Below are 18,108 nucleotides of genomic sequence, written 5' to 3' on the forward strand. Positions count from 1 at the left end.
TGTGAAAAGGCCGCCGGCCCCGTCAGTTCCCGGCGGCCACCCCGTCGCCGAACATGTAGCGCAGGCCGATGCGGAACTCGTGCGCTGCGACCGTGGTGCGGTAGGCGCCGCCGGCGGTGTCGGCGAAGCGCAGCGCGCCCATGTGCATGTAGCGGTAGCCGAGATCGACCTTCGTCTGCGGCGACAGGTCGATCGTGACGCCGGCCATGGCCGCCCAGGCGAGGGTCCATTTGACCGTGTTGACGAGGTTCGGCGTGCGCGTCGTCTCGCCGAGCAGGGCGGCGGCGGGTACCGGCGTCGAGACATAGCCGGAGGCGGCGAGGCGGGCCGTGCCGACGCCGACACCGACATAGGGCGTCACGCCGCCCCAGCCGCCGAGGTCGACATAGGCGTTGACGAGCACCGAATGGGCGGTGACGCCGAACCGGTCGTTGCGGGCAGGCACCGGCAGCGGCCCCGCATAGGCCCAGTTGCCCTCTGGTGGGGCGAAGCCGGAGAGGCGCGCCGTCGAGCGGATGTCGAACGTCGTGTCGAGCCGCAGCCACTTGTACTTGAAGCCGGCGCCGAGGCTGCCGCCGAAACCCGTGCCGGCGCGGGTGTCGCGCAGGTCCACCCAGGCGCCGGGGACGACATTGACGGCGTCGAAATAGCGCGCGGCAGGCCGGCGGAAGAGGCTGGCATTGAGGTCGCCGCGCACATACCAGCCCGACGAGAAGTCCTCCGCGAGGACCGGCGGCAGCAGCGGAGCGGCGGGCGCGGCGCCGCGCGTGTCGGCAGCGAGGGCCGGTGCGGCGGCGAGCATCAGGCATGCCACGGCGACGGCCGAGAGGCGGGTTCCGATACGCAGCCACATGGTCGGACTTGTCATCGACTCGTTTCCTGCAACGCTCGGGGAAAGCCCGGCAGTCAGACGCGGGGGAAAGCCGGACCAGTGTCGGAAATGCGGGTTAAGGTCGCCTTAAGGTTAAAAATTAACCGTGCCGCGGCCCTGCCCGCCCGACGAAAAACGGCGCGGGCCAGGCCTGCGCCGTCTTCGCACGATCGCGAAGGTGGGATCAGTAGCGGGCGACGATCGGCTCGGCCGGAACCGCGCAGGCGCAGTTGAGCGACCAGCGCATGCCGATCTTGATCTCGTGGGCGGTCAGGCGGCTGGCCTGGATGGTCTCCCGACCGGGCCGGGCCGCGCCGGTGGCCGGGTCACGCAGCAGAAGGCCCGGCATGTCGCCGAGCGAGAGGTAGCGGTAGCCCACTTCCAGCGTCAGCCGTTCGTTGACCTTGTAGCCGATGCCGGCCATCAGCGCCCAGGCGAAGCTGGTGCGCGACACCGAGCTGGCATAGCCGCCGAGCGAGCCGGTCGCACCCGTCACCGTGTTGAAGCCCGTCGAGGTATCGGTGAAGCCGCTCACCGTCGTATGGGCGAAGCCGAAGCCGGCGCCGAGATAGGGCGTCAGGCAGCCGATCTGGCAGAAGGTGCCGAGATCGACGTAGAAATTGGCGAGACCGACCATCGAGCGGCTGTTGCCGTGATAGAGATTGGTCTGCGCGGTCGTGCCGCCGTTCTGGTCGAAATTGACATAGTCGAGGCCGCGCAGCTGGCCGCCGCCGCGGAACTCCCCGGTCACGTCGAGGCGGAACCAGGAGTTGAACTGGTAACCGACGCCGACGCCGATCGACACGGTTTCCGAATGCGACTTCATGCGCAGGGCATAGTCGTTGACGCCGCCGGTGCCGGCACGGACCTGCGTGCCATTCTGCATCACGGCGAAATTGCCGATCGCATGGGCAGCGACGCCGATGTCGCCGCGCAGATACCAGCCGCCGCTCTCGGCGGGCTGAACCACGGGAACCGACTGGCGGAAGACCGGCGCTACGTCTGCGGCGGTGGCGGCGGTGGAAATGAGCGCCGCCGCGGCGGCGAGGACGGCTGTGGAGTGGCGGCGCATGGCGATGTCCTGGCGGGGGCCGCGCCCTTCACGGGGTGGCCGGAGGTTCAACGCCGGAAAAATCGCAGAGATTGTTTAAGGGCGGCTTAACCCTAACGAACATGGTCAATATCGCATGAAGGCACCAGAACCGGCGCCGGCGCGTGACTCAGGCAGCGGCCTTGGCCACGGCCGCGACGATCTGGTCGACGACAGTCTCGACCAGTTCCCGGTCGTCGCCTTCCGCCATGACGCGGATGACGGGTTCGGTGCCCGAGGGGCGGATGACCAGGCGGCCATGAATGCCGAGCTTCAGCTTGGCATCGTCGATGGCGGTGACGACGCTCGTAGCCTCCAGCGGCTTGCCGCCCTTGAACCGCACATTCTTCAGGATCTGCGGCAGCGGCTCGAAACGATGGCAGACCTCGGAAACGGGCCGGCCCATCTTGAGCACGACGGCCAACACCTGCAGAGCCGCGACGAGGCCGTCGCCGGTGGTCGAATAGTCCGACAGGATGATGTGGCCGGACTGCTCGCCGCCGACGTTGAAGCCATGCTCGCGCATATGCTCCAGCACATAGCGGTCGCCGACCGGGGTGCGGGCGAGTTGCAGGCCGAGACCGCCGAGGAATCGCTCCAGCCCGAGATTGGACATCACGGTGGCGACGATCCCGGGCTGGGAGAGGCGCCCGTCCTCAAGCCAGGACTGCGCGACGACGGCCATCAACTGGTCGCCGTCGACGATATGGCCCTTCTCGTCGACGATCAGCACGCGGTCGGCGTCGCCGTCGAGGGCGATGCCGATATCGGCGCGCATCTCGCGCACCTTCTCCACCAGCGTCTCCGGATGGGTGGAGCCGCAGGCGTCGTTGATATTGAAGCCGTCCGGCTTGTCGCCGATCGTCACGACCTCGGCGCCGAGTTCCCAGAGTGCCGCCGGCGCCACCTTGTAACCGGCGCCATTGGCGCAATCGATAACGATGCGCAGACCCGAGAGGTCGAGGTTGCGCGGCAGGGTCCGCTTGGCGAATTCGATATAGCGCGCCTGGGCGTCGTCGATGCGCTTGGCGCGTCCGAGAAGCCGCGAGGCGGCGAGTTGGCGCGACAGGTCCTGGTCGAGCAGCGCCTCGATCTCGTGCTCGACCTCGTCGGAGAGCTTGTAGCCGTCGGGCGCGAAGAGCTTGATCCCATTGTCGTCGAAGGGATTGTGGGAGGCGGAGATCATCACGCCGAGATCGGCCCGCATCGAGCGTGTCAGCATCGCCACGGCCGGCGTCGGCATCGGGCCGACCAGCAGCACGTCCATGCCCACGGAGGTGAAGCCGGCGACCAGCGCGTTCTCGATCATGTAGCCCGACAGCCGCGTGTCCTTGCCGATCATCACCCGGTGGCGATGGCTGCCGCGCTGGAACGCGACACCGGCCGCCTGCCCCACCTTCATCGCGAATTCGGGCGTGACGGGAAAGGCGTTGGCGCGGCCGCGGATGCCGTCTGTACCGAAATACTTGCGGGGCATGGGCGAACTCTCGTGCGGCTTCGGAAGGCCTTGGGCTGCGATTCGCGGAAACGGGCCGACGGACACCTTATAGGCGCAGGCGCGGCCGATGTCCCCGAGCGCGGTTCACATATGGTAAGCGACCGTGACAGAGGCCCTGCCCGGCCGTAAGCGCGGCGTCGTCGACAGTCGCCCGGCGCGGTCAGCCCTTGAAATAGGGCTCGACCGGGCCGGTCAGCTTGATGGTCAACGGGTTGCCGAACCGGTCCTTGGCCGCACCGGCGGTGACGCGGATCCACCCTTCCGAGACGCAGTATTCCTCGACATTGGTCTTCTCTGCACCCTTGAAGCGGATACCGACCTCCCGCGACAGGACGGCCTCGTCATAGAATGGGCTGTTGGGATCGGTCGACAGGCGGTCCGGCAGGGTCGGCGCATCGGTCAAGGCTGGGTCCTCGCGGGCTGGCAGGATCTTTCATCCGACATAGACGCCCTCCCGCGCCCTGCCAAGGCCGCGGATGCCGGGCATCGGGCCGGGGTCGCGGCGAGGAAACGCCGGCAGTGGGACCCATGACACGACATTCTGCTCATCCGCGCGCACAGACAGGCTGAGGTCGGCAACTCACATTACGCGCTACGGAAATACAATGCGAAGCCCCGGAGCATCATCGACGAAAGCCTGCTGTGGCACGTCAGTATTCGTATGCTGCAACGCAACATGACGATATCATTACGCTTGGTCAGGCCGGCAGGAATAATGCTTTGCAGGCGGACGGGACGTGCTAGCATCTGGGCAGGGCGGCATGAATTGAGGAGAGTGACATCATGGATCGTCGGTTTTTTCTGTTGAGCCTCGCCGGCGGCGCCTTTGCGGCGACTGTCGTCGGGTCGGCGGCGGCGGAAGCGGCGCCTGCAGCGACACCCACGCTTGACGGCGTCCGCGGCGCGCTCGGCGCCGGCGAGACGCTGGAGATGCAGGGCGGTGGACGTGGCGGTGGTCGCGGCGGCGGTGGTCGCGGCGGCGGGTTCCGTGGCGGCGGTGGCGGGTTCCGCGGCGGGTTCCGCGGCGGCGGGTTCAGGCCCGGACGTGGCTATCGCCGCGGCTGGGGCGGTCCGGGCTGGGGCGGTCCGCCGCGCCGGTGCTTCGTCAACCGTTGGGGTGAGTGGGTCTGCCGGCGTCCGGCCTGGTAACGGCTCTTCCCGCATCACCAAAGACATCAGGAAGCCCGGCCTCGCGCCGGGCTTTCTTCATGGCGCCCACAGGCCGTCGAGACCCTGCAGGACTAGCGTGCAGCCGTAGGTATGGCCCGCGCCGCACCCGCACCGGACGACGACTGGGCCCAGAGTGATCATTGCCAGCACCATGAGATAGCCGGCCGCGAAATCGGCGATGCGCGCCAGGGCGGGATGATCCTCCGCATGGAGGCGGGAGCGCCGTCATCGCCCCCGAAAACCGTGGGCGCGTCCGCCCGACCGCCCTCGGACGTTCACGCCCTGTCGTTCGCCCTCTCCATCTGTCCGCGCCGCTGCAGCCACAGCGCCACCAGCCAGCAGAACAGGGCCCAGGCCGCCCCGAGGCACCAGCCGGCGAGGACATCAGTGGGCCAGTGGGCGCCGAGATAGACCCGGCTGATGCCGATCATCACCGTCATCACCACCGCCACGGCGAGGAAATAGGCGTGGATGCGGCGCGGCGCGTCGAGGCGCGTCAGCAGCACCCCGAGCGTCAGATAGGTCACGGCGGAGACCATGGCATGGCCGCTGGGGAAGCTGGCGGTCAGCTCCAGCGGCGCATTGGGGATGAGGTCGGGACGCGGCCGGTCGAAGAGCATCTTCAACCCGTGGCTGAGCAGGGTGCCCCCCGTCACGGCCAGTACGACGAACAGCGCCGCCGCCCGCTTGCCGACGAGCACGAGATAGACCGCCGTCACCGTGACGACGAGCGTGAGGACCGCGAGGCCGCCGAGCGCGGTGATGTCGCGCATGATCCCCGGCAGCCATCCCGGCCCCGGTCCCTGGGCGAGATTGGCGGGATCGCGAAACAGCAGCAGCAACGCCCGGTCGAAGGCCTCGCTCTCGCCCTCGGCCACGACATCGGCAAGCCGCAGGAAGGCGAGGATCCCGCCGGCGATCACCACCAGCGCGACGACGAGGCCGATCTCCTCGCGCAGCAGGCGGAAGAAGCGCGGGCCGAACCGGGAGGCGAGTTTCATCATCGCCGTGACGTGGCGGCGGCGCGGCGCAGCGTCAAGGTCGGCCCTTTTGACAAATCGGCGGACGCCGCGGGAACCAGAGGCCCTCCGGGGTGTTGGACTGCAGTGTGGGGCTGCTCATGCGAAGAGGAAGCGACATGGAACGCAGGACTTTCCTGACGGCACTCGCCGGCGGCCTGGCCGTCACCGCCACGACAGGAATCGGCCTCGCCGAAGCCGCGCCGACCAGTCCGGCTGCCGTATCGGACATCGCGGCTGTCAGGTCGGCGCTGCAGCCGGCCGCACCGCTCCCCGATTCGCCCGAGGAGATGCAGCGTCGCCGCCAGCGCAGGCGCGGCCGATGGGCTCCCCGCCGGCGCTGGATGCGCGGTCGTCGCCGCCGCTGCTTTATCAACCGTCGCGGCTTGCGCGTGTGCCGCTGGTCCTAGTCCAGCCACCTGTGTGAGTTGACGGAGAACGGACCGGCTGCCCCCTCGGCCGGTCCGTTTTTCATTTTCACACCCATGCTGTCCTACGGGGTTTAACGAAGGTTCAAAGAAGTCCGCGCCATGATGGCTCGCACGGCGGATGAACCTCGCACGTTCACCCGTGGCCGCCCAAGGATCGCAAGTGCACGAGTTTCTCAGCCCCCGAACCATTGCCTTGGCGGTCGTCCTGATCGCCTTGACGACGGGTGCGCTGCTGCTCGTCTCGGCGCGCCAGAACAGCGACCAGAAGAGCCTGGCGACGTGGGGCGTCGCCAACATCCTCGGCGGCATCGGCGTATGCATCGTGGCCCTGCGCGGCTTCGTGCCGGATATCTTCTCCATCGTCATCGGCAATGCCCTGATCATCCTGTCCTACAGCCTCAACGCGAAGGGCACGCTGGACTTCTGCCACCGCAAGGTCGGCTGGGCCTGGGTCGCGGCACCCGCGGGCCTGTGGCTGGCGCTCAGCTTCTGGCCCGCCTTCATCTCCAGCGTCGAGTGGCGGCTGATCGTCGGCTCGGCGTTCGTCACCGCCGCCTCCTTCACTGCGGCCTTCGCGCTGTGGACGCTGAAGGACGAGCATCTCGTCACCCGCAAGCCCGCCGCCTTCTGGCTCTTCTGCCACGGCTGCATCTTCGTCATCCGGATGATACCGCCCTTGCTCTCGACGGTGCCGGCGTCGAGCGAGATCACCGCCTCGCCGCTGGTGACGCTGATCATGGTGGAATCCCTCGTCCACATCACGCTGATCTCCTTCCTGCAGCTCTCGCTGATCAAGGACCGCGCCGAGGAACGCTACCGCCGCGTCGCCGAGACTGACGTTCTCACCGGCCAGCCGAACCGCCGGGCCTTCATGGAAAGGGCCGACAAGCTGGTGCGCGAGAGCGACCACTGGCCGGCCTGCATGCTGGTCATCGACGTCGACCGCTTCAAGTCCATCAACGACTCGGTCGGCCATGCCGGCGGCGACGCGGTGCTGGTCAAGGTCGCCGAGACCATCCGCGCCCATCTGCGCCCCACCGACACGTTCGGCCGCATCGGCGGCGAGGAATTCGCCGCCCTCCTCCCCAACACGACGCTGCAGTCCGCCGCCGTCCTCGCCGAGGGCCTGCGCGCCCGCATCGCCGGCCTCGCCATCCACGCCGCGGGCGAGACGGTCCACGTCTCCATCAGCATCGGCGTCTCGGCCGTCGCCGGCGGCAAGCCCGACCTCGACCACCTCATCGACCGCGCCGACGCCTGCCTCTACGAGGCCAAGCGCACCGGCCGCAACCGGGTGGTGGCGCGCGAAGATGGCATGCGTCTGGCCGGGTGAGGCCGCGGGGCTTGACCCCGCCCCTGCGATCGCGGCGAACTCGGTGCGAGCCCCGGCCACCTGGCACGCCTGCGGAGTTGCGATGCGCCCGACGATCCTCGCCCTCGCCTGCCTCTGCCTGATCGCCGGCCCTGTCGACGCGCTGGCCCAAGCCAAGGGCAAGACCGGCGCCGAGACGCCGCCCGGCGCGAATGAGCAGCCGGCCGACGGGCAGCCCGCCGACATCACCGGCACCTGGACAGGCACCTATACCTGCCTGCAGGGGCGCACCGGCCTGACGCTGACCATCGACGAGGCGGGCCCCGAGCGCGTCCGGGCGACGTTCCATTTCTACGCCGACCCGAGCAATCCCTCGATCCCCTCCGGCTGCTTCAGCCAGAACGGCCGCTATGACCCTGCGACCCGCCGCCTGACGCTGGCCGCTGGCCGCTGGATCGTCCGCCCGCGCGACTATGAGACCGTGGGGCTGACCGGCACGCTGGACCGCGCGGGGGCTGTCCTCTCCGGCCGGGTGACGCAGGCCGAGGGCTGCACCACCTTCCGGCTGGAGCGCCGGGCGCATCCCGAGACGGCACCGGTGGGCTGCGGGGTGAGCGCGGGGTTGAGGTGAACCGCGCCCGCGCCGTATTCTTCGGCCTCGCCTGAGCCCCCTCACCCTTCCCGCGACACCCTTCACTCCAGCGGATAGGCAGGGTCGGTATAGCCCAGCATCGAGGCATGCCCGGCGAGCACCGACCGGTCAACCAGTGCCTCATCGCCCCATGTGGAGGCATAGGCAGGCGCATCGAGATCGTCCTCGTGAAGCGCTAACCGTTTCCAGGCCAGGCGGAGCTGGAATTGCCCGGGGTTAAGGCTCATGCCGGCGGGGTGCCGGAGGGCCGTTCATAAGCGATATCAGATACTGACCTCCCACAATTCCGTTTGGCCTTGCAACTAGGTAAATCAAATAGGCGAACTTCGTAAAAATACGAAAAAAAACAATAAAGACGCAATTGCATATTATAAATTCCTCCACCATTGCAAGTATAATAAAATTTTTCTATGCAACGTTCGGTCAAACTATCAGTCGATAGCGCTGCACGACAGCAAATTTACGGTTATCAGCCAAAAGAGGGGACGTGGAAATGTCATTCAAGAATCTCTCTTTGACTTGGAAGGTGGTCAGCCTCCTCCTCCTCCTCGGGGTCGTGAGCCTTGGCGGGGCCTATTACGCGGTCAACAAAATCCTTTGGATCGATGACGCCTATTCGATTCTGCTCGATCGTCAGCAGACGGCAGCTTTGCGACTAGCCCGGGCGGGCCGTTTCATCGACCAATACAGCAGCGCGGTCTACCAGAATACGACGACAACGACCGATCAGGAAAACAAGGATGCGCTTGCCAGGCAGGCTGAGGCGCTGAGGTTTTTCAATGAGAACTTCGCCCAGGCCATAGCGCTTCTGCCCCAGGCCGCGGGTGACCTTGAGCCGATGCGATCGGCCATGCAGCGCGCCGTCAACGGTCCCTGCCAGGAGACGATCCGCCTTGCTCAGGGAACGACGGTGGAGGAAAACGCCGCTGCTGCGAAGCTGATGAACAGTGCCTGCAATCCCGCCCTCGACGCGATCAACGCGGAGATTGAGAAATTCAATGTGAGACTATCCACCCAGACCGAAAGGGACAGCGCCGCGCTGACCGTTACGTCGCACCAGACCTTCTGGGCAACGCTACTGTCGATCTTTGGCGCCATCGTCGCGGTCATCACGCTCGCTGTCTTCGCTGTGCGCTTCGGCGTCGTCGCCCCTATCCAGGCCGCCATTGGCGTGATGGCCTCGCTTGGCAAAGGCGAGCTTCATGTGGACGTGCCGGGAGCGGAGCGTGGCGATGAGGTTGGCACCATAGCACAATCGCTCATGACGTTGCGCGGCCAGTTGCAGGCAGCCGAGACAGCACGTCAGCAAGCCACCACAAAAGAGGCTCATGAGCGCGAACAGCTTGCTCGCCGTGAGAGATTGGCGGCCGACTTCGTTGGCCGCATGCAGAACCTCGCCACCGGCTTCGCCCGCTCGTCCGGCGAAGTGGCAGATGCCGCCAAGAACCTCTCTGCGACCGCCGAGGAAACGTCCCGGCAGTCGCAGGCCGTCGCGGCCGCCGCCGAGCAGGCAGCCGCCAACGTGCAGACCGTTGCCGCTGCGTCCGACGAGATGGCTGCCTCGGTCAGGGAGATCGGTGGTCAGGTCACGCAGTCGGCCAAGGTTGCCGATACCGCCTATTTGGAAGCGGAAACATCCAACACCCGCATCGCAGCACTGGCGACTGCCGCATCGGCGATCGGTGCGGTGATCGACCTCATCAAGAACATTGCGTCGCAGACCAATCTCCTGGCCTTGAACGCCACCATTGAGGCGGCACGCGCTGGCGAGGCCGGCAGGGGCTTTGCTGTTGTCGCGGCGGAGGTCAAGCAACTGGCCGATCAAACCGCACGAGCGACCGACGAAATCTCCGCCAAGGTCGGCGAAATCCAGTCGGCCACCGGCGAATCGGTGAAGTCGATGGGCGAGATCGTCCGCGTTGTCGGCAGCATCAAGGAAACGGCTGCCGCCATTGCCAGCGCTGTCGAGGAGCAAGGTGCGGCGACCATGGAGATCGCGCGAAACTGCCAGCAGGCCGCGACCGGTACGCAGGAGGTGACTCAGAACATATCCGGTGTTGGTCAAGCTGCCGAGATGACGGGCACAGCCTCGACCCAACTCATGGCACTCTCCACCGGCCTGTCGAGCCAAGCTGTTGACCTGAGGACCACCGTCGAATCCTTTGTCAGGGACTTCGCGGCCGCTTGAGACCAGGACGAAAGGCCTTTCCACCTTACCGGGAACCGGCCCCGATGCCTTTGGCCGTCAGGGCCGGTTCAGTCAAAGGCGACGATCCTGGAGGCCATGGGTCCTGGAGCAGCCGGCTCGCGGGGTGAGGCGGCGGTTCACCCGGCCCGCGCCACCCTGCCCTCCAGCGGATAGGCGGGGTCCGTATAGCCCGGCGTCGAGGGATGCCCGGCGGGCACCAGCCGGTCCACCAGTGCCTCATCGGCCTTCGTGAACCCGTATCCCGGCGCGCCGAGATAGTCCTCCAGCTGCGCCATGGTGCGCGGGCCGGCGATGGCCGCGGTGACGAGGGCGTTGTTCAGCACCCAGGCGGTGGCGAACTGCCCCGGCGTGATGCCGCGCTTCTCCGCGTGGACCTTCAGCTTCTGGGCGATGACGAGCGATTCCTTGCGCCATTCCGTCTGCAGCATGCGGGCGTCGGCGCGCCCGGCGCGCGAGCCCTCCGGCGGCGGCGCCTTGGGGTCGTACTTGCCGGAGAGGATGCCGCGGGCGAGCGGCGAATAGGGCACCACGCCGAGCCCGTAGAAGCCGCAGGCCGGCAGATGCTCGACCTCGGGCATGCGGTTCATGGCGTTGTAATAGGGCTGGCTGACGACGGGGCGGTCGATGCCCATGCGGTCGGCGAGGTTGCAGATCTCGGCGATGCGCCAGGAGCGGTGGTTGGAGACGCCGTAATGGCGGATCTTGCCCTGGCGGATGAGGTCGCCCAGCGCCCGCACCGTCTCCTCCAGCGGCGTCCCGTGGTCTTCCTTGTGCAGGTAGTAGATGTCGATGACGTCGGTGCCGAGCCGCTTCAGCGAGGCCTCCACCGCGCGCATCATGTAGAGGCGCGACAGGCCGCGATCGTTGGGCCCCGGCCCGGTGGGATTGGCGAGCTTGGTCGCCAGCACCCAGTGCGAACGGTCGGCCTTGATGGCGCGGCCGGTGATCTCCTCCGAACGGCCCTCGGTATAGACATCCGCCGTGTCGATGAAATTGACCCCGGCCTCCTTGGCCCTCGCGATGATGCGGGCCGAGTCCTTCTCGTCCGTCGGCCCGCCGAACATCATCGTGCCGAGGCAGACCGGCGAGACCTTGAGGCCGGAGCGGCCGAGATTGCGGGGCGTCATGGGGCGTTTCCTGTTCTGGGGCTTTGGCACAGTAGGCCGTCACCACAGGCAAAAGAAAACCACCGCCCCTGCATGCGAGGCCCCGCGAAACGACGCGGGACCCGGCGGTCCTCACGCCGCCTGGGCCAGCGCCGCCTTGAGGAGTTTCGTCGCCTGGTCGGCGGTCATCGGCTCGCCGAAGGCGTAGCCCTGCGCATAGTCGCAGCCGAGCTGGAACAGCTCCACGGCGTCGGCGTCGCTCTCGGCGCCCTCCGCCACGACTTCCATGCCGAGATCCTGACCGAGCGCGATGATGGTGCGCAGGATCACCGGCCTGATGCCGCGCTGGTCGGCGCGCACGAAGCTCTTGTCGATCTTGATCGTGTCGAAGGGAAAGCGCTGCAGATAGGCGAGCGAGGAATAGCCGGTGCCGAAATCGTCGAGCGAAAGGCCGGCGCCGAGCTCGCGGATCCGGTGCAGCATCTGCGCCGCATATTCCGGGTTCTCCATGACCAGGCTCTCGGTCAGTTCGAGCTTCAGCGAGCCGCGCGCGACGGTGGAACGGGCGAGCACGCCCTTGATATCCTGCAGGAGGTCGTGGCGCAGCAACTGCCGGCTCGACACGTTGACGGCGGTGAACAGCGGCGGTTCCAGCGGCATGAGCTGCTGCCAGTTGGCGAGCTGGCGCGCCGCCCGGTCCATGACGAAGAGCCCGAGCTCGACGATGAGACCGGTCTCCTCGGCGATGGCGATGAAATCGGCGGGCGGCAGGCGGCCGAGGCGCGGATGGTCCCAGCGCACCAGCGCCTCGAAGCCGGCGAGCGTGCGGTCGGCGAGGCGGACCACCGGCTGGTAGACGATGGCGATCTCGCCGCGCTCCAGCGCCCGCCTCAGGTCGCTCTCCAGCGCCAGGCGGTCGCTCTTGTGCGCGCGCAGGGCCGGCTTGAAAACCTCGATGCGGTCACCGCCGAGGCGCTTGGCGTGATAGGCGGCGAGTTCGGCATCCTTCAGGAGGTCGTCGCGCTTCCTCTGCGTGCCGTCGGCAAGCGCGATGCCGATCGAACCGGTGAGGAAGATCTCGCGCTCGCTGAAGGCGATCGGCGCGCGCAGCGCCTTGCGGATGGTCTCGGCGAAGCCGGTGATGCGCTCGGGCGTGCGCTCCGACACGAGAATGATGCCGAACTGGTCGCCGTTGAGCCGCGCCAGCGTGTCCTGCGGCTTGAGCAGGCGGGACAGGCGCCGCGACACGGTGAGGAGAATCGAATCGCCGACCGAGATCCCGACGGAATCGTTCACCTGCTTGAACCGGTCGATGTCGAGGACGAGCACGGTCGGGCGGCGCGGATCGTCACCGTGGCCGCTCATCAGCGCGGCATCGAGCCGGTCGAGGAAGAGTTCGCGGTTCGGCAGGCCGGTCAGGTTGTCATGGACGGCGTCGTGCAACAGCCGCTCTTCCGCCGCCTTGAACTCGGTGATGTCGGCGAGCGTGCCGACGAGGCGCACCACCTCGCCGTCCGAGCCGACCACCGGGCGGGCGCGGAGCATGATCCAGACGAAGTGGCCGTCGGCAGAACGCAGGCGGAACTCCTCCACCAGCCGGCCGCGGCGATGCTCCACCACCGTGTCGAGGGTCGAGCGGATGCGGTCGCGGTCGGCGGGATGCAGCGCCTCGACGAATTTGGTGGCGACGCCCTCCAGCGACCCGCGCTTCAGGCCGAGCTGCGTCTCCAGTTCCGGCCCGACCCAGATGCGGTTCGTGCCCACGTCCCAGTCGAAGATGATGTCGCCGGCTCCGGTGAGCGCCAGCGCCTTGCGCTCGGTGTCGGAGACGAGGCCGCGCGGCACGCCGGCGCCGGAAAAGGCGTGCTGCATCACGGTGAAGCCGATCAACATCACGAGCAGGACCAGCGCGCCGAGGAGGGCGGGTGCGGCGATCTCGTTGTTGAGACGGCCGGAGACCATCAGCAGCGCCGCCCCCGCCCAGACCATGAACAGGGCCCAGGTCGGCAGCAGGTTGATGGCGCGGTCGTAGCGCAGGAAGGACAGGTAGACGAGGATGATCGTGCCGAGGATCGTCACCGCCCCGATGCCGAGCCGGGCAATGCCGGCGGCGATCGGCGGGTCGAACCAGGCGACCGTCACCATGCCGCCGGCGAAGGCGAGCCACGCCGCCATCAACACCGTGTACCGCACATGCCAGCGGTTGAGGTCGAGATAGGCGAAGAGGAAGATCATCAGCGTCGCGGAGAGGATCGCTTCTGCCACCGCGCGCCAGAAGGCGACCGACGCCGGCCCCAGTTCCATCACCCGTGTCCAGAAGCCGAAATCGAGCGCCAGCGTGCCGAGCACGGCCCAGGCGAGGAGGGCCGCGGCCGGAAACATCAGCGAGCCCTTGACGACGAAGAGGATGGTCAGGAACAGCGCCAGCAGGCCGGAAATCCCGAGAATGATGCCGCGATAGAGCGTGAAGGAGTTCTCGCGCTCCTTGAAGGCGTCCGGCTGCCACAGCGTGATCTGCGGAATGCGCGAATCGTGCAGCTCGGCGACGAAGGTCACCGTCGTTCCCGGATCGAGGGTGATGAGGAAGACGTCCTGGTCGACCGCCGTCTGGCGCTCGGGGCGGAAGCCCTGGCTCGGCGTCAGCGACACCAGCCGCTGGGCGCCGAGATCGGGCCGCAGCAGCCCGGACCGGATCAGCCGGTAATGCGGCACGACGATCAGCCGGTCGACCTGCTCGTCGGTGGCGTTGGCGAGGGTGAACACGGCCCAGACCGCGCTCGAATCGGTGCGCGTCTGGCGCACCTCCATGCGGCGGACGATGCCGTCACTGCCCGGTGCCGTAGGCACCGAAACGCGGTCACCCTCGCCCGGCACGAAGGTCACCGCCCGGCCGAGATTGATGGCCGGCGATCCCGACGTGACGGCCACGGGGTCGCCGGCGAACGCCTGGCCGGCGGCGAACGGCAGGCCGCAGGCGAAGGCCAGCGCGACCATGAGGGCGCGGAAAAGGACGATAGTTTTTCTCACGAGCGACGGTCGGGGCTTTGTCGTGACCACTGGATCTGCAACAGGCGTCACGCCATGAGCCCCGCTTGTGGCGCCATTGCGGCGCTCGTTCACATGCATGTTCCTCTGACTTAGCCGGGTGACGCGGCGCGGAGCAAGGGTAGCGCGACGGTTTTCACCCGCGGTCCCGTGATTTCGCCGCTCGTGGCCCATACCGTCCGCCGAAACGAAAAAGGCGGGCACGCGGCCCGCCTTCCCCTGAAGCTGATCGCGGCTCACGCCTGCGGTTGCGGTTCCAGCCCGTCGTCGTTGGCGGGACGGCGGCCCTTGCCGGTCGAAGGCACGGCGGAATGGCGCGTCTGGTTCTTGTCCGGCTCGGCATCGCGCACCGGCGGCTTGCCGATGAGCAGGTCCTTGATCTCGTCGCCGGACAGCGTCTCATACTCAAGCAGCGCCTCGGCGACCTGGATGAACTGCTCGTGGTTCTCGGTGAGGATGCGCTTGGCCTCCTCATAGCCTTCCTGCACGAGCCGCTTCACTTCCGTGTCGATTTTCTGGGCGGTCGATTCGGAGATGCTCTGCTGACGGCCCATCGACATGCCCAGGAACACCTCCTCCTGGTTGTCGCCATAGGCCACCATGCCAAGCTCCTCGGAGAAGCCCATGCGGGTCACCATGGCGCGCGCCATCTTGGTCGCCTGATCGATGTCGCCGACGGCGCCGGAGGTGACGTTCTCCTTGCCGAAGGTCAGTTCCTCGGCCACACGCCCGCCCATGGCGACCGCGAGATGCGAGGTATACTCCTTGTACTTCATCGAGTAGCGGTCGCCCTCAGGCAGGAACTTGACCATGCCGAGTGCGCGGCCGCGCGGGATGATCGTCGCCTTGTGCACCGGCATGCCGGCGGGCACCTTCAGGCCGACGATGGCGTGACCAGCCTCGTGGTAGGCAGTCAGCTTCTTCTCTTCTTCCGACATCGCCATCGACCGGCGCTCGGCGCCCATCATGACCTTGTCCTTGGCGTCCTCGAGATCGGCCATGGTGACCATGCGCTTGCCGCGCCTGGCCGCCAGCAGCGCGCCCTCGTTGATCAGGTTCATCAGATCGGCGCCGGAAAAGCCGGGCGTGCCGCGGGCGATGATCTTGAGGTCGACATCAGGCGACAGCGGCACCTTGCGGGCATGGACCTTGAGGATCTTCTCGCGGCCGTTGACGTCCGGATTGGGGACGACGATCTGACGATCGAAGCGGCCGGGACGCAGCAGGGCGGGGTCCAGCACATCGGGACGGTTGGTCGCCGCGATGATGATGATGCCCTCGTTCGGCTCGAAGCCGTCCATCTCGACCAGCAGCTGGTTCAGCGTCTGCTCGCGCTCGTCGTTGCCGCCGCCGAGGCCGGCGCCGCGATGGCGGCCGACAGCGTCGATTTCGTCGATGAAGATGATGCAGGGCGCGTTCTTCTTGGCCTGCTCGAACATGTCGCGCACGCGGCTCGCGCCGACGCCGACGAACATCTCGACGAAGTCCGAACCGGAAATGGTGAAGAACGGCACATTGGCTTCACCGGCCACCGCCTTGGCGGTGAGCGTCTTGCCCGTGCCGGGCGGACCGACCAGCAGGCAGCCGCGCGGGATGCGGCCGCCGAGCCGCTGGAACTTCTGCGGATCGCGCAGGAACTCGACGATCTCCTGCAGGTCCTGCTTGGCCTCGTCGATGCCCGCCACGTCCTCGAAGGTGACGCGCCCGTGGGCCTCGGTAAGCAACTTGGCCTTCGACTTGCCGAAGCCCATGGCCTTGCCGCCGGCGCCCTGGATCTGGCGCGACATGAAGATCCACAGACCGATCAGGAGGAGGACCGGGAACCACTGCGCCAGGAGCGCGACGAACCACGGCACCTGCTCGCCGGGAGCACGGGCCTGAACCTGGACGCCCTTCTCGACGAGACGCTGGGTCAGCCCGGGGAACGGCGGCGAATAGGTCTGGAAGGTGCGGCCGTCGGTGAAATGCCCGGTCAGCTCCGGGCCCTGGATGGTCACGTCGCGGACGCGACCGGCATCGGCCTCGGTGAGGAATTGCGAGAAGGGAAGGTCCGACGACCCGGCGCGTTGCTGCGGGCTCTGGAACAGCGTGAACAGCGCAAGAAGCAAAAGAACGATGATCACCCACAGGGCGAGATTGCGGAAATTGGAGTTCATCGCGTGTCCATCCCTAGGGTATCGCCGCGCGCGAGGCGCCGAATGGCGCGCAAGCCATGCTCATGCTCATGTGTCGTGCGGCATAACCCTTACCGACCCAATGTAGGAGCGCGAGGGGGTCTTGCCAAGGAGGAGGCGACGTAACGACGCGAAGCTGTCGGCGCCATGGCCCCTTGCGGTCAGCCAATCCCTAGATTGTCCTACGGGGCGACTGGCGCGCCGGCTCCCGTGCCACAATGACGCGCCCTCCGGCAGTGACGGTCACCAGGGCGCCCTGGAGCGTCTGGCGCAGCGCCCCCCCCTCGGCGATCGCCATCAGCACCGCCCCGGTCAGCGCCTCGAGCGCCTCCAGCCGCTCGCGCGCCCCCTCCGGGACGACCTCCCGCAGCACCGCCGCCAGCAGTTGCTGGACGTCGACGAAAGGCTTGTCGAGCCAGCCCGAGCCGTCGAAGACGACCGTTTCCGGCACGACGCTGCGCTGGCGCGAGGCCGCATCCAGCACCGCGGCATGCTGGGCGAGCGCCGCCTCGATCATCCTCATCCGCCCGGCGAAGATCGCCAGGCGCTCGGAATCGAGGCCCTCCGCGACCAGGTGCGGCATCATCTGCCGGATTCGCACCCGGGTGAAGCGGTCGTCGCGGTTGGACGGATCATCGACGGGCGTGAGGCCGGCAGCCCGGGCGGTCGCGGCGAGCCGCGCCTTCGGAACCCACAGTAAGGGACGCAGGAGCGTGATCCCGTCATGGGCGCTGGCCGCCGCCATGCCCTTCAGCCCCAGGGGGCCCGATCCCCGGGTGAGCCGCATCATCACGGTCTCGGCCTGGTCCTCGCGGTGATGGGCCACCACGACGGCACTGGCGCCGATGTCCCGGGCATGGGAGCCGAGCAGCCGGTAGCGGGCGTCCCGCGCCGCCTCCTGCAGCCCGGTCGCCGGCTTGTCGCCGTCCCAGCGCAGCGTCGTCGCGGGCAGGCCGAAGCCCTCGGCGGCACGGACGACGCCGGCGGCTTCGGCTGCGGTTTCCGGCCGCAACCCGTGATCGACACAGGCCACCGTCAGAGCAGGCACCGCTCCGGTGAGGTCGCGCCAGCGCGCGAAGGCGGCGAGCATCCCCATCGAATCGGGTCCACCGGATACGGCGAGGAGCAGGGCGGTCTGCGTGGAAAGGGAGTGGAAAAGGTCGCGGATCTCGTCGTCTTCGAGGGGCGCTGCCGCCTCGGCCTCAGCAGCTGGCACGGCGCTGCTCGTTCACGACGGCGGTCTTAGTGGACGCGTTGGCGTTCGGAAACTTGCGGTTGAACTCGGCATAGGCCGCACAGGCGGCCTCGCGCTCGCCGAGCGCATTCAGGGACTGGCCGAGGCGAAGGAGGCTCGACGGTGCGCGGGCGGCGCGCGGAAAATCGGTCGACACCTTGAGGAACTGCTCGGCCGCTTCGCGATACTGGCGGCGCTGGTACATCGCCTCGCCCAGCTGATGGGTGGCGTCCCCCACGAGGCGGTCGCGCGGATGCTTCTGCAGGAAGCCGCGGAAAGCGATCTCGGCCTGCTCGT

Annotated in this window: 16 protein-coding genes; 5 read left to right on the top strand and 11 right to left on the bottom strand. The window is 67.6% G+C overall.

Annotation, left to right across the window (positions count from 1 at the left end; translation table 11 throughout):
* Nucleotides 1-22 precede the first annotated feature (22 nt).
* The 4 genes from Q8O26_RS04990 to Q8O26_RS05005 form a co-directional block, all read right to left on the bottom strand.
* Nucleotides 23-868, bottom strand: a complete 846-nt coding sequence (locus tag Q8O26_RS04990) for an outer membrane protein (RefSeq protein WP_305574093.1) — start codon at nt 866-868, stop codon at nt 23-25.
* 187 nt (nt 869-1,055) lie between these two features.
* Nucleotides 1,056-1,943, bottom strand: a complete 888-nt coding sequence (locus tag Q8O26_RS04995; RefSeq protein WP_305574095.1) for an outer membrane protein — start codon at nt 1,941-1,943, stop codon at nt 1,056-1,058.
* Nucleotides 1,944-2,091: 148 nt separating this feature from the next.
* Nucleotides 2,092-3,438: a phosphoglucosamine mutase gene (gene glmM / locus Q8O26_RS05000; protein WP_305574097.1), complete on the bottom strand. Its 1,347-nt coding sequence runs from the start codon at nt 3,436-3,438 to the stop codon at nt 2,092-2,094.
* A 181-nt stretch (nt 3,439-3,619) separates the two neighbouring features.
* A complete protein-coding gene (locus Q8O26_RS05005; protein ID WP_305574099.1) occupies nt 3,620-3,862 on the bottom strand; it encodes a DUF3297 family protein in 243 nt (80 codons plus the stop codon).
* Nucleotides 3,863-4,242: 380 nt separating this feature from the next.
* Here Q8O26_RS05005 and Q8O26_RS05010 point away from each other — a divergent pair, with 380 nt between their 5' ends.
* Complete coding sequence (locus Q8O26_RS05010; RefSeq protein ID WP_305574101.1) at nt 4,243-4,608, top strand: hypothetical protein; 366 nt, start codon at nt 4,243-4,245, stop codon at nt 4,606-4,608.
* A 296-nt stretch (nt 4,609-4,904) separates the two neighbouring features.
* Here the strand turns inward: Q8O26_RS05010 and Q8O26_RS05015 are convergent, their stop codons facing one another.
* The gene (locus Q8O26_RS05015; RefSeq protein WP_305574103.1) at nt 4,905-5,630 is read right to left on the bottom strand and encodes a phosphatase PAP2 family protein; all 726 of its coding nucleotides are present in this window, start codon (nt 5,628-5,630) and stop codon (nt 4,905-4,907) included.
* 137 nt (nt 5,631-5,767) lie between these two features.
* On the opposite strand from Q8O26_RS05015, the gene Q8O26_RS05020 reads away from it, so the two are divergent.
* The 3 genes from Q8O26_RS05020 to Q8O26_RS05030 all read left to right on the top strand — a co-directional run bounded on the left by Q8O26_RS05020 (nt 5,768) and on the right by Q8O26_RS05030 (nt 8,022).
* A complete protein-coding gene (locus Q8O26_RS05020) occupies nt 5,768-6,058 on the top strand; it encodes a hypothetical protein (protein ID WP_305574105.1) in 291 nt (96 codons plus the stop codon).
* A 214-nt stretch (nt 6,059-6,272) separates the two neighbouring features.
* Nucleotides 6,273-7,412 (top strand): GGDEF domain-containing protein, encoded by a 1,140-nt coding sequence (locus Q8O26_RS05025; RefSeq protein ID WP_305574107.1) that lies wholly within the window; start codon nt 6,273-6,275, stop codon nt 7,410-7,412.
* Nucleotides 7,413-7,494: 82 nt separating this feature from the next.
* Complete coding sequence (locus Q8O26_RS05030; RefSeq protein WP_305574108.1) at nt 7,495-8,022, top strand: hypothetical protein; 528 nt, start codon at nt 7,495-7,497, stop codon at nt 8,020-8,022.
* A gap of 62 nt (nt 8,023-8,084) precedes the next feature.
* On the opposite strand, the gene Q8O26_RS05035 is transcribed toward Q8O26_RS05030, so the two are convergent.
* Nucleotides 8,085-8,270, bottom strand: a complete 186-nt coding sequence (locus Q8O26_RS05035; RefSeq protein WP_305574122.1) for a hypothetical protein — start codon at nt 8,268-8,270, stop codon at nt 8,085-8,087.
* A gap of 266 nt (nt 8,271-8,536) precedes the next feature.
* Between Q8O26_RS05035 and Q8O26_RS05040 the strand changes: the two genes are divergently transcribed.
* Nucleotides 8,537-10,231, top strand: a complete 1,695-nt coding sequence (locus tag Q8O26_RS05040; protein WP_305574110.1) for a methyl-accepting chemotaxis protein — start codon at nt 8,537-8,539, stop codon at nt 10,229-10,231.
* A 137-nt stretch (nt 10,232-10,368) separates the two neighbouring features.
* On the opposite strand, the gene Q8O26_RS05045 is transcribed toward Q8O26_RS05040, so the two are convergent.
* The 5 genes from Q8O26_RS05045 to Q8O26_RS05065 form a co-directional block, all read right to left on the bottom strand.
* A complete protein-coding gene (locus Q8O26_RS05045; RefSeq protein ID WP_305574112.1) occupies nt 10,369-11,379 on the bottom strand; it encodes an aldo/keto reductase in 1,011 nt (336 codons plus the stop codon).
* Nucleotides 11,380-11,490: 111 nt separating this feature from the next.
* Nucleotides 11,491-14,352: an EAL domain-containing protein gene (locus Q8O26_RS05050; RefSeq protein WP_305574120.1), complete on the bottom strand. Its 2,862-nt coding sequence runs from the start codon at nt 14,350-14,352 to the stop codon at nt 11,491-11,493.
* 287 nt (nt 14,353-14,639) lie between these two features.
* A complete protein-coding gene (gene ftsH, locus Q8O26_RS05055; RefSeq protein WP_305574114.1) occupies nt 14,640-16,559 on the bottom strand; it encodes an ATP-dependent zinc metalloprotease FtsH in 1,920 nt (639 codons plus the stop codon).
* A gap of 190 nt (nt 16,560-16,749) precedes the next feature.
* Nucleotides 16,750-17,793 carry a tRNA lysidine(34) synthetase TilS gene (tilS, locus tag Q8O26_RS05060; protein WP_305574116.1) on the bottom strand — a complete coding sequence of 348 codons (1,044 nt, stop codon included), beginning with the start codon at nt 17,791-17,793 and terminating at the stop codon, nt 16,750-16,752.
* The coding region (locus Q8O26_RS05065; protein ID WP_305574118.1) for a tetratricopeptide repeat protein at nt 17,780-18,108 on the bottom strand (329 nt) is incomplete at its 5' end. The genes tilS and Q8O26_RS05065, both read right to left, overlap by 14 nt.

Origin of the sequence: Phreatobacter sp., from assembly GCF_030691135.1 — a bacterium.
Lineage (GTDB): Bacteria > Pseudomonadota > Alphaproteobacteria > Rhizobiales > Phreatobacteraceae > Phreatobacter.

Coding starts and splice junctions, on each gene's coding strand:
- Q8O26_RS05040 (WP_305574110.1), top strand. CDS start 8,537: ATGTCATTCAAGAATCTCTCTTTGACTTGGAAGGTGGTCAGCCTCCTC.
- Q8O26_RS05050 (WP_305574120.1), bottom strand. CDS start 14,352: ATGGTCGCGCTGGCCTTCGCCTGCGGCCTGCCGTTCGCCGCCGGCCAG.
- Q8O26_RS04995 (WP_305574095.1), bottom strand. CDS start 1,943: ATGCGCCGCCACTCCACAGCCGTCCTCGCCGCCGCGGCGGCGCTCATT.
- Q8O26_RS04990 (WP_305574093.1), bottom strand. CDS start 868: ATGACAAGTCCGACCATGTGGCTGCGTATCGGAACCCGCCTCTCGGCC.
- Q8O26_RS05035 (WP_305574122.1), bottom strand. CDS start 8,270: ATGAGCCTTAACCCCGGGCAATTCCAGCTCCGCCTGGCCTGGAAACGG.
- Q8O26_RS05010 (WP_305574101.1), top strand. CDS start 4,243: ATGGATCGTCGGTTTTTTCTGTTGAGCCTCGCCGGCGGCGCCTTTGCG.
- Q8O26_RS05045 (WP_305574112.1), bottom strand. CDS start 11,379: ATGACGCCCCGCAATCTCGGCCGCTCCGGCCTCAAGGTCTCGCCGGTC.
- Q8O26_RS05030 (WP_305574108.1), top strand. CDS start 7,495: ATGCGCCCGACGATCCTCGCCCTCGCCTGCCTCTGCCTGATCGCCGGC.
- Q8O26_RS05015 (WP_305574103.1), bottom strand. CDS start 5,630: ATGAAACTCGCCTCCCGGTTCGGCCCGCGCTTCTTCCGCCTGCTGCGC.
- glmM (WP_305574097.1), bottom strand. CDS start 3,438: ATGCCCCGCAAGTATTTCGGTACAGACGGCATCCGCGGCCGCGCCAAC.
- Q8O26_RS05020 (WP_305574105.1), top strand. CDS start 5,768: ATGGAACGCAGGACTTTCCTGACGGCACTCGCCGGCGGCCTGGCCGTC.
- ftsH (WP_305574114.1), bottom strand. CDS start 16,559: ATGAACTCCAATTTCCGCAATCTCGCCCTGTGGGTGATCATCGTTCTT.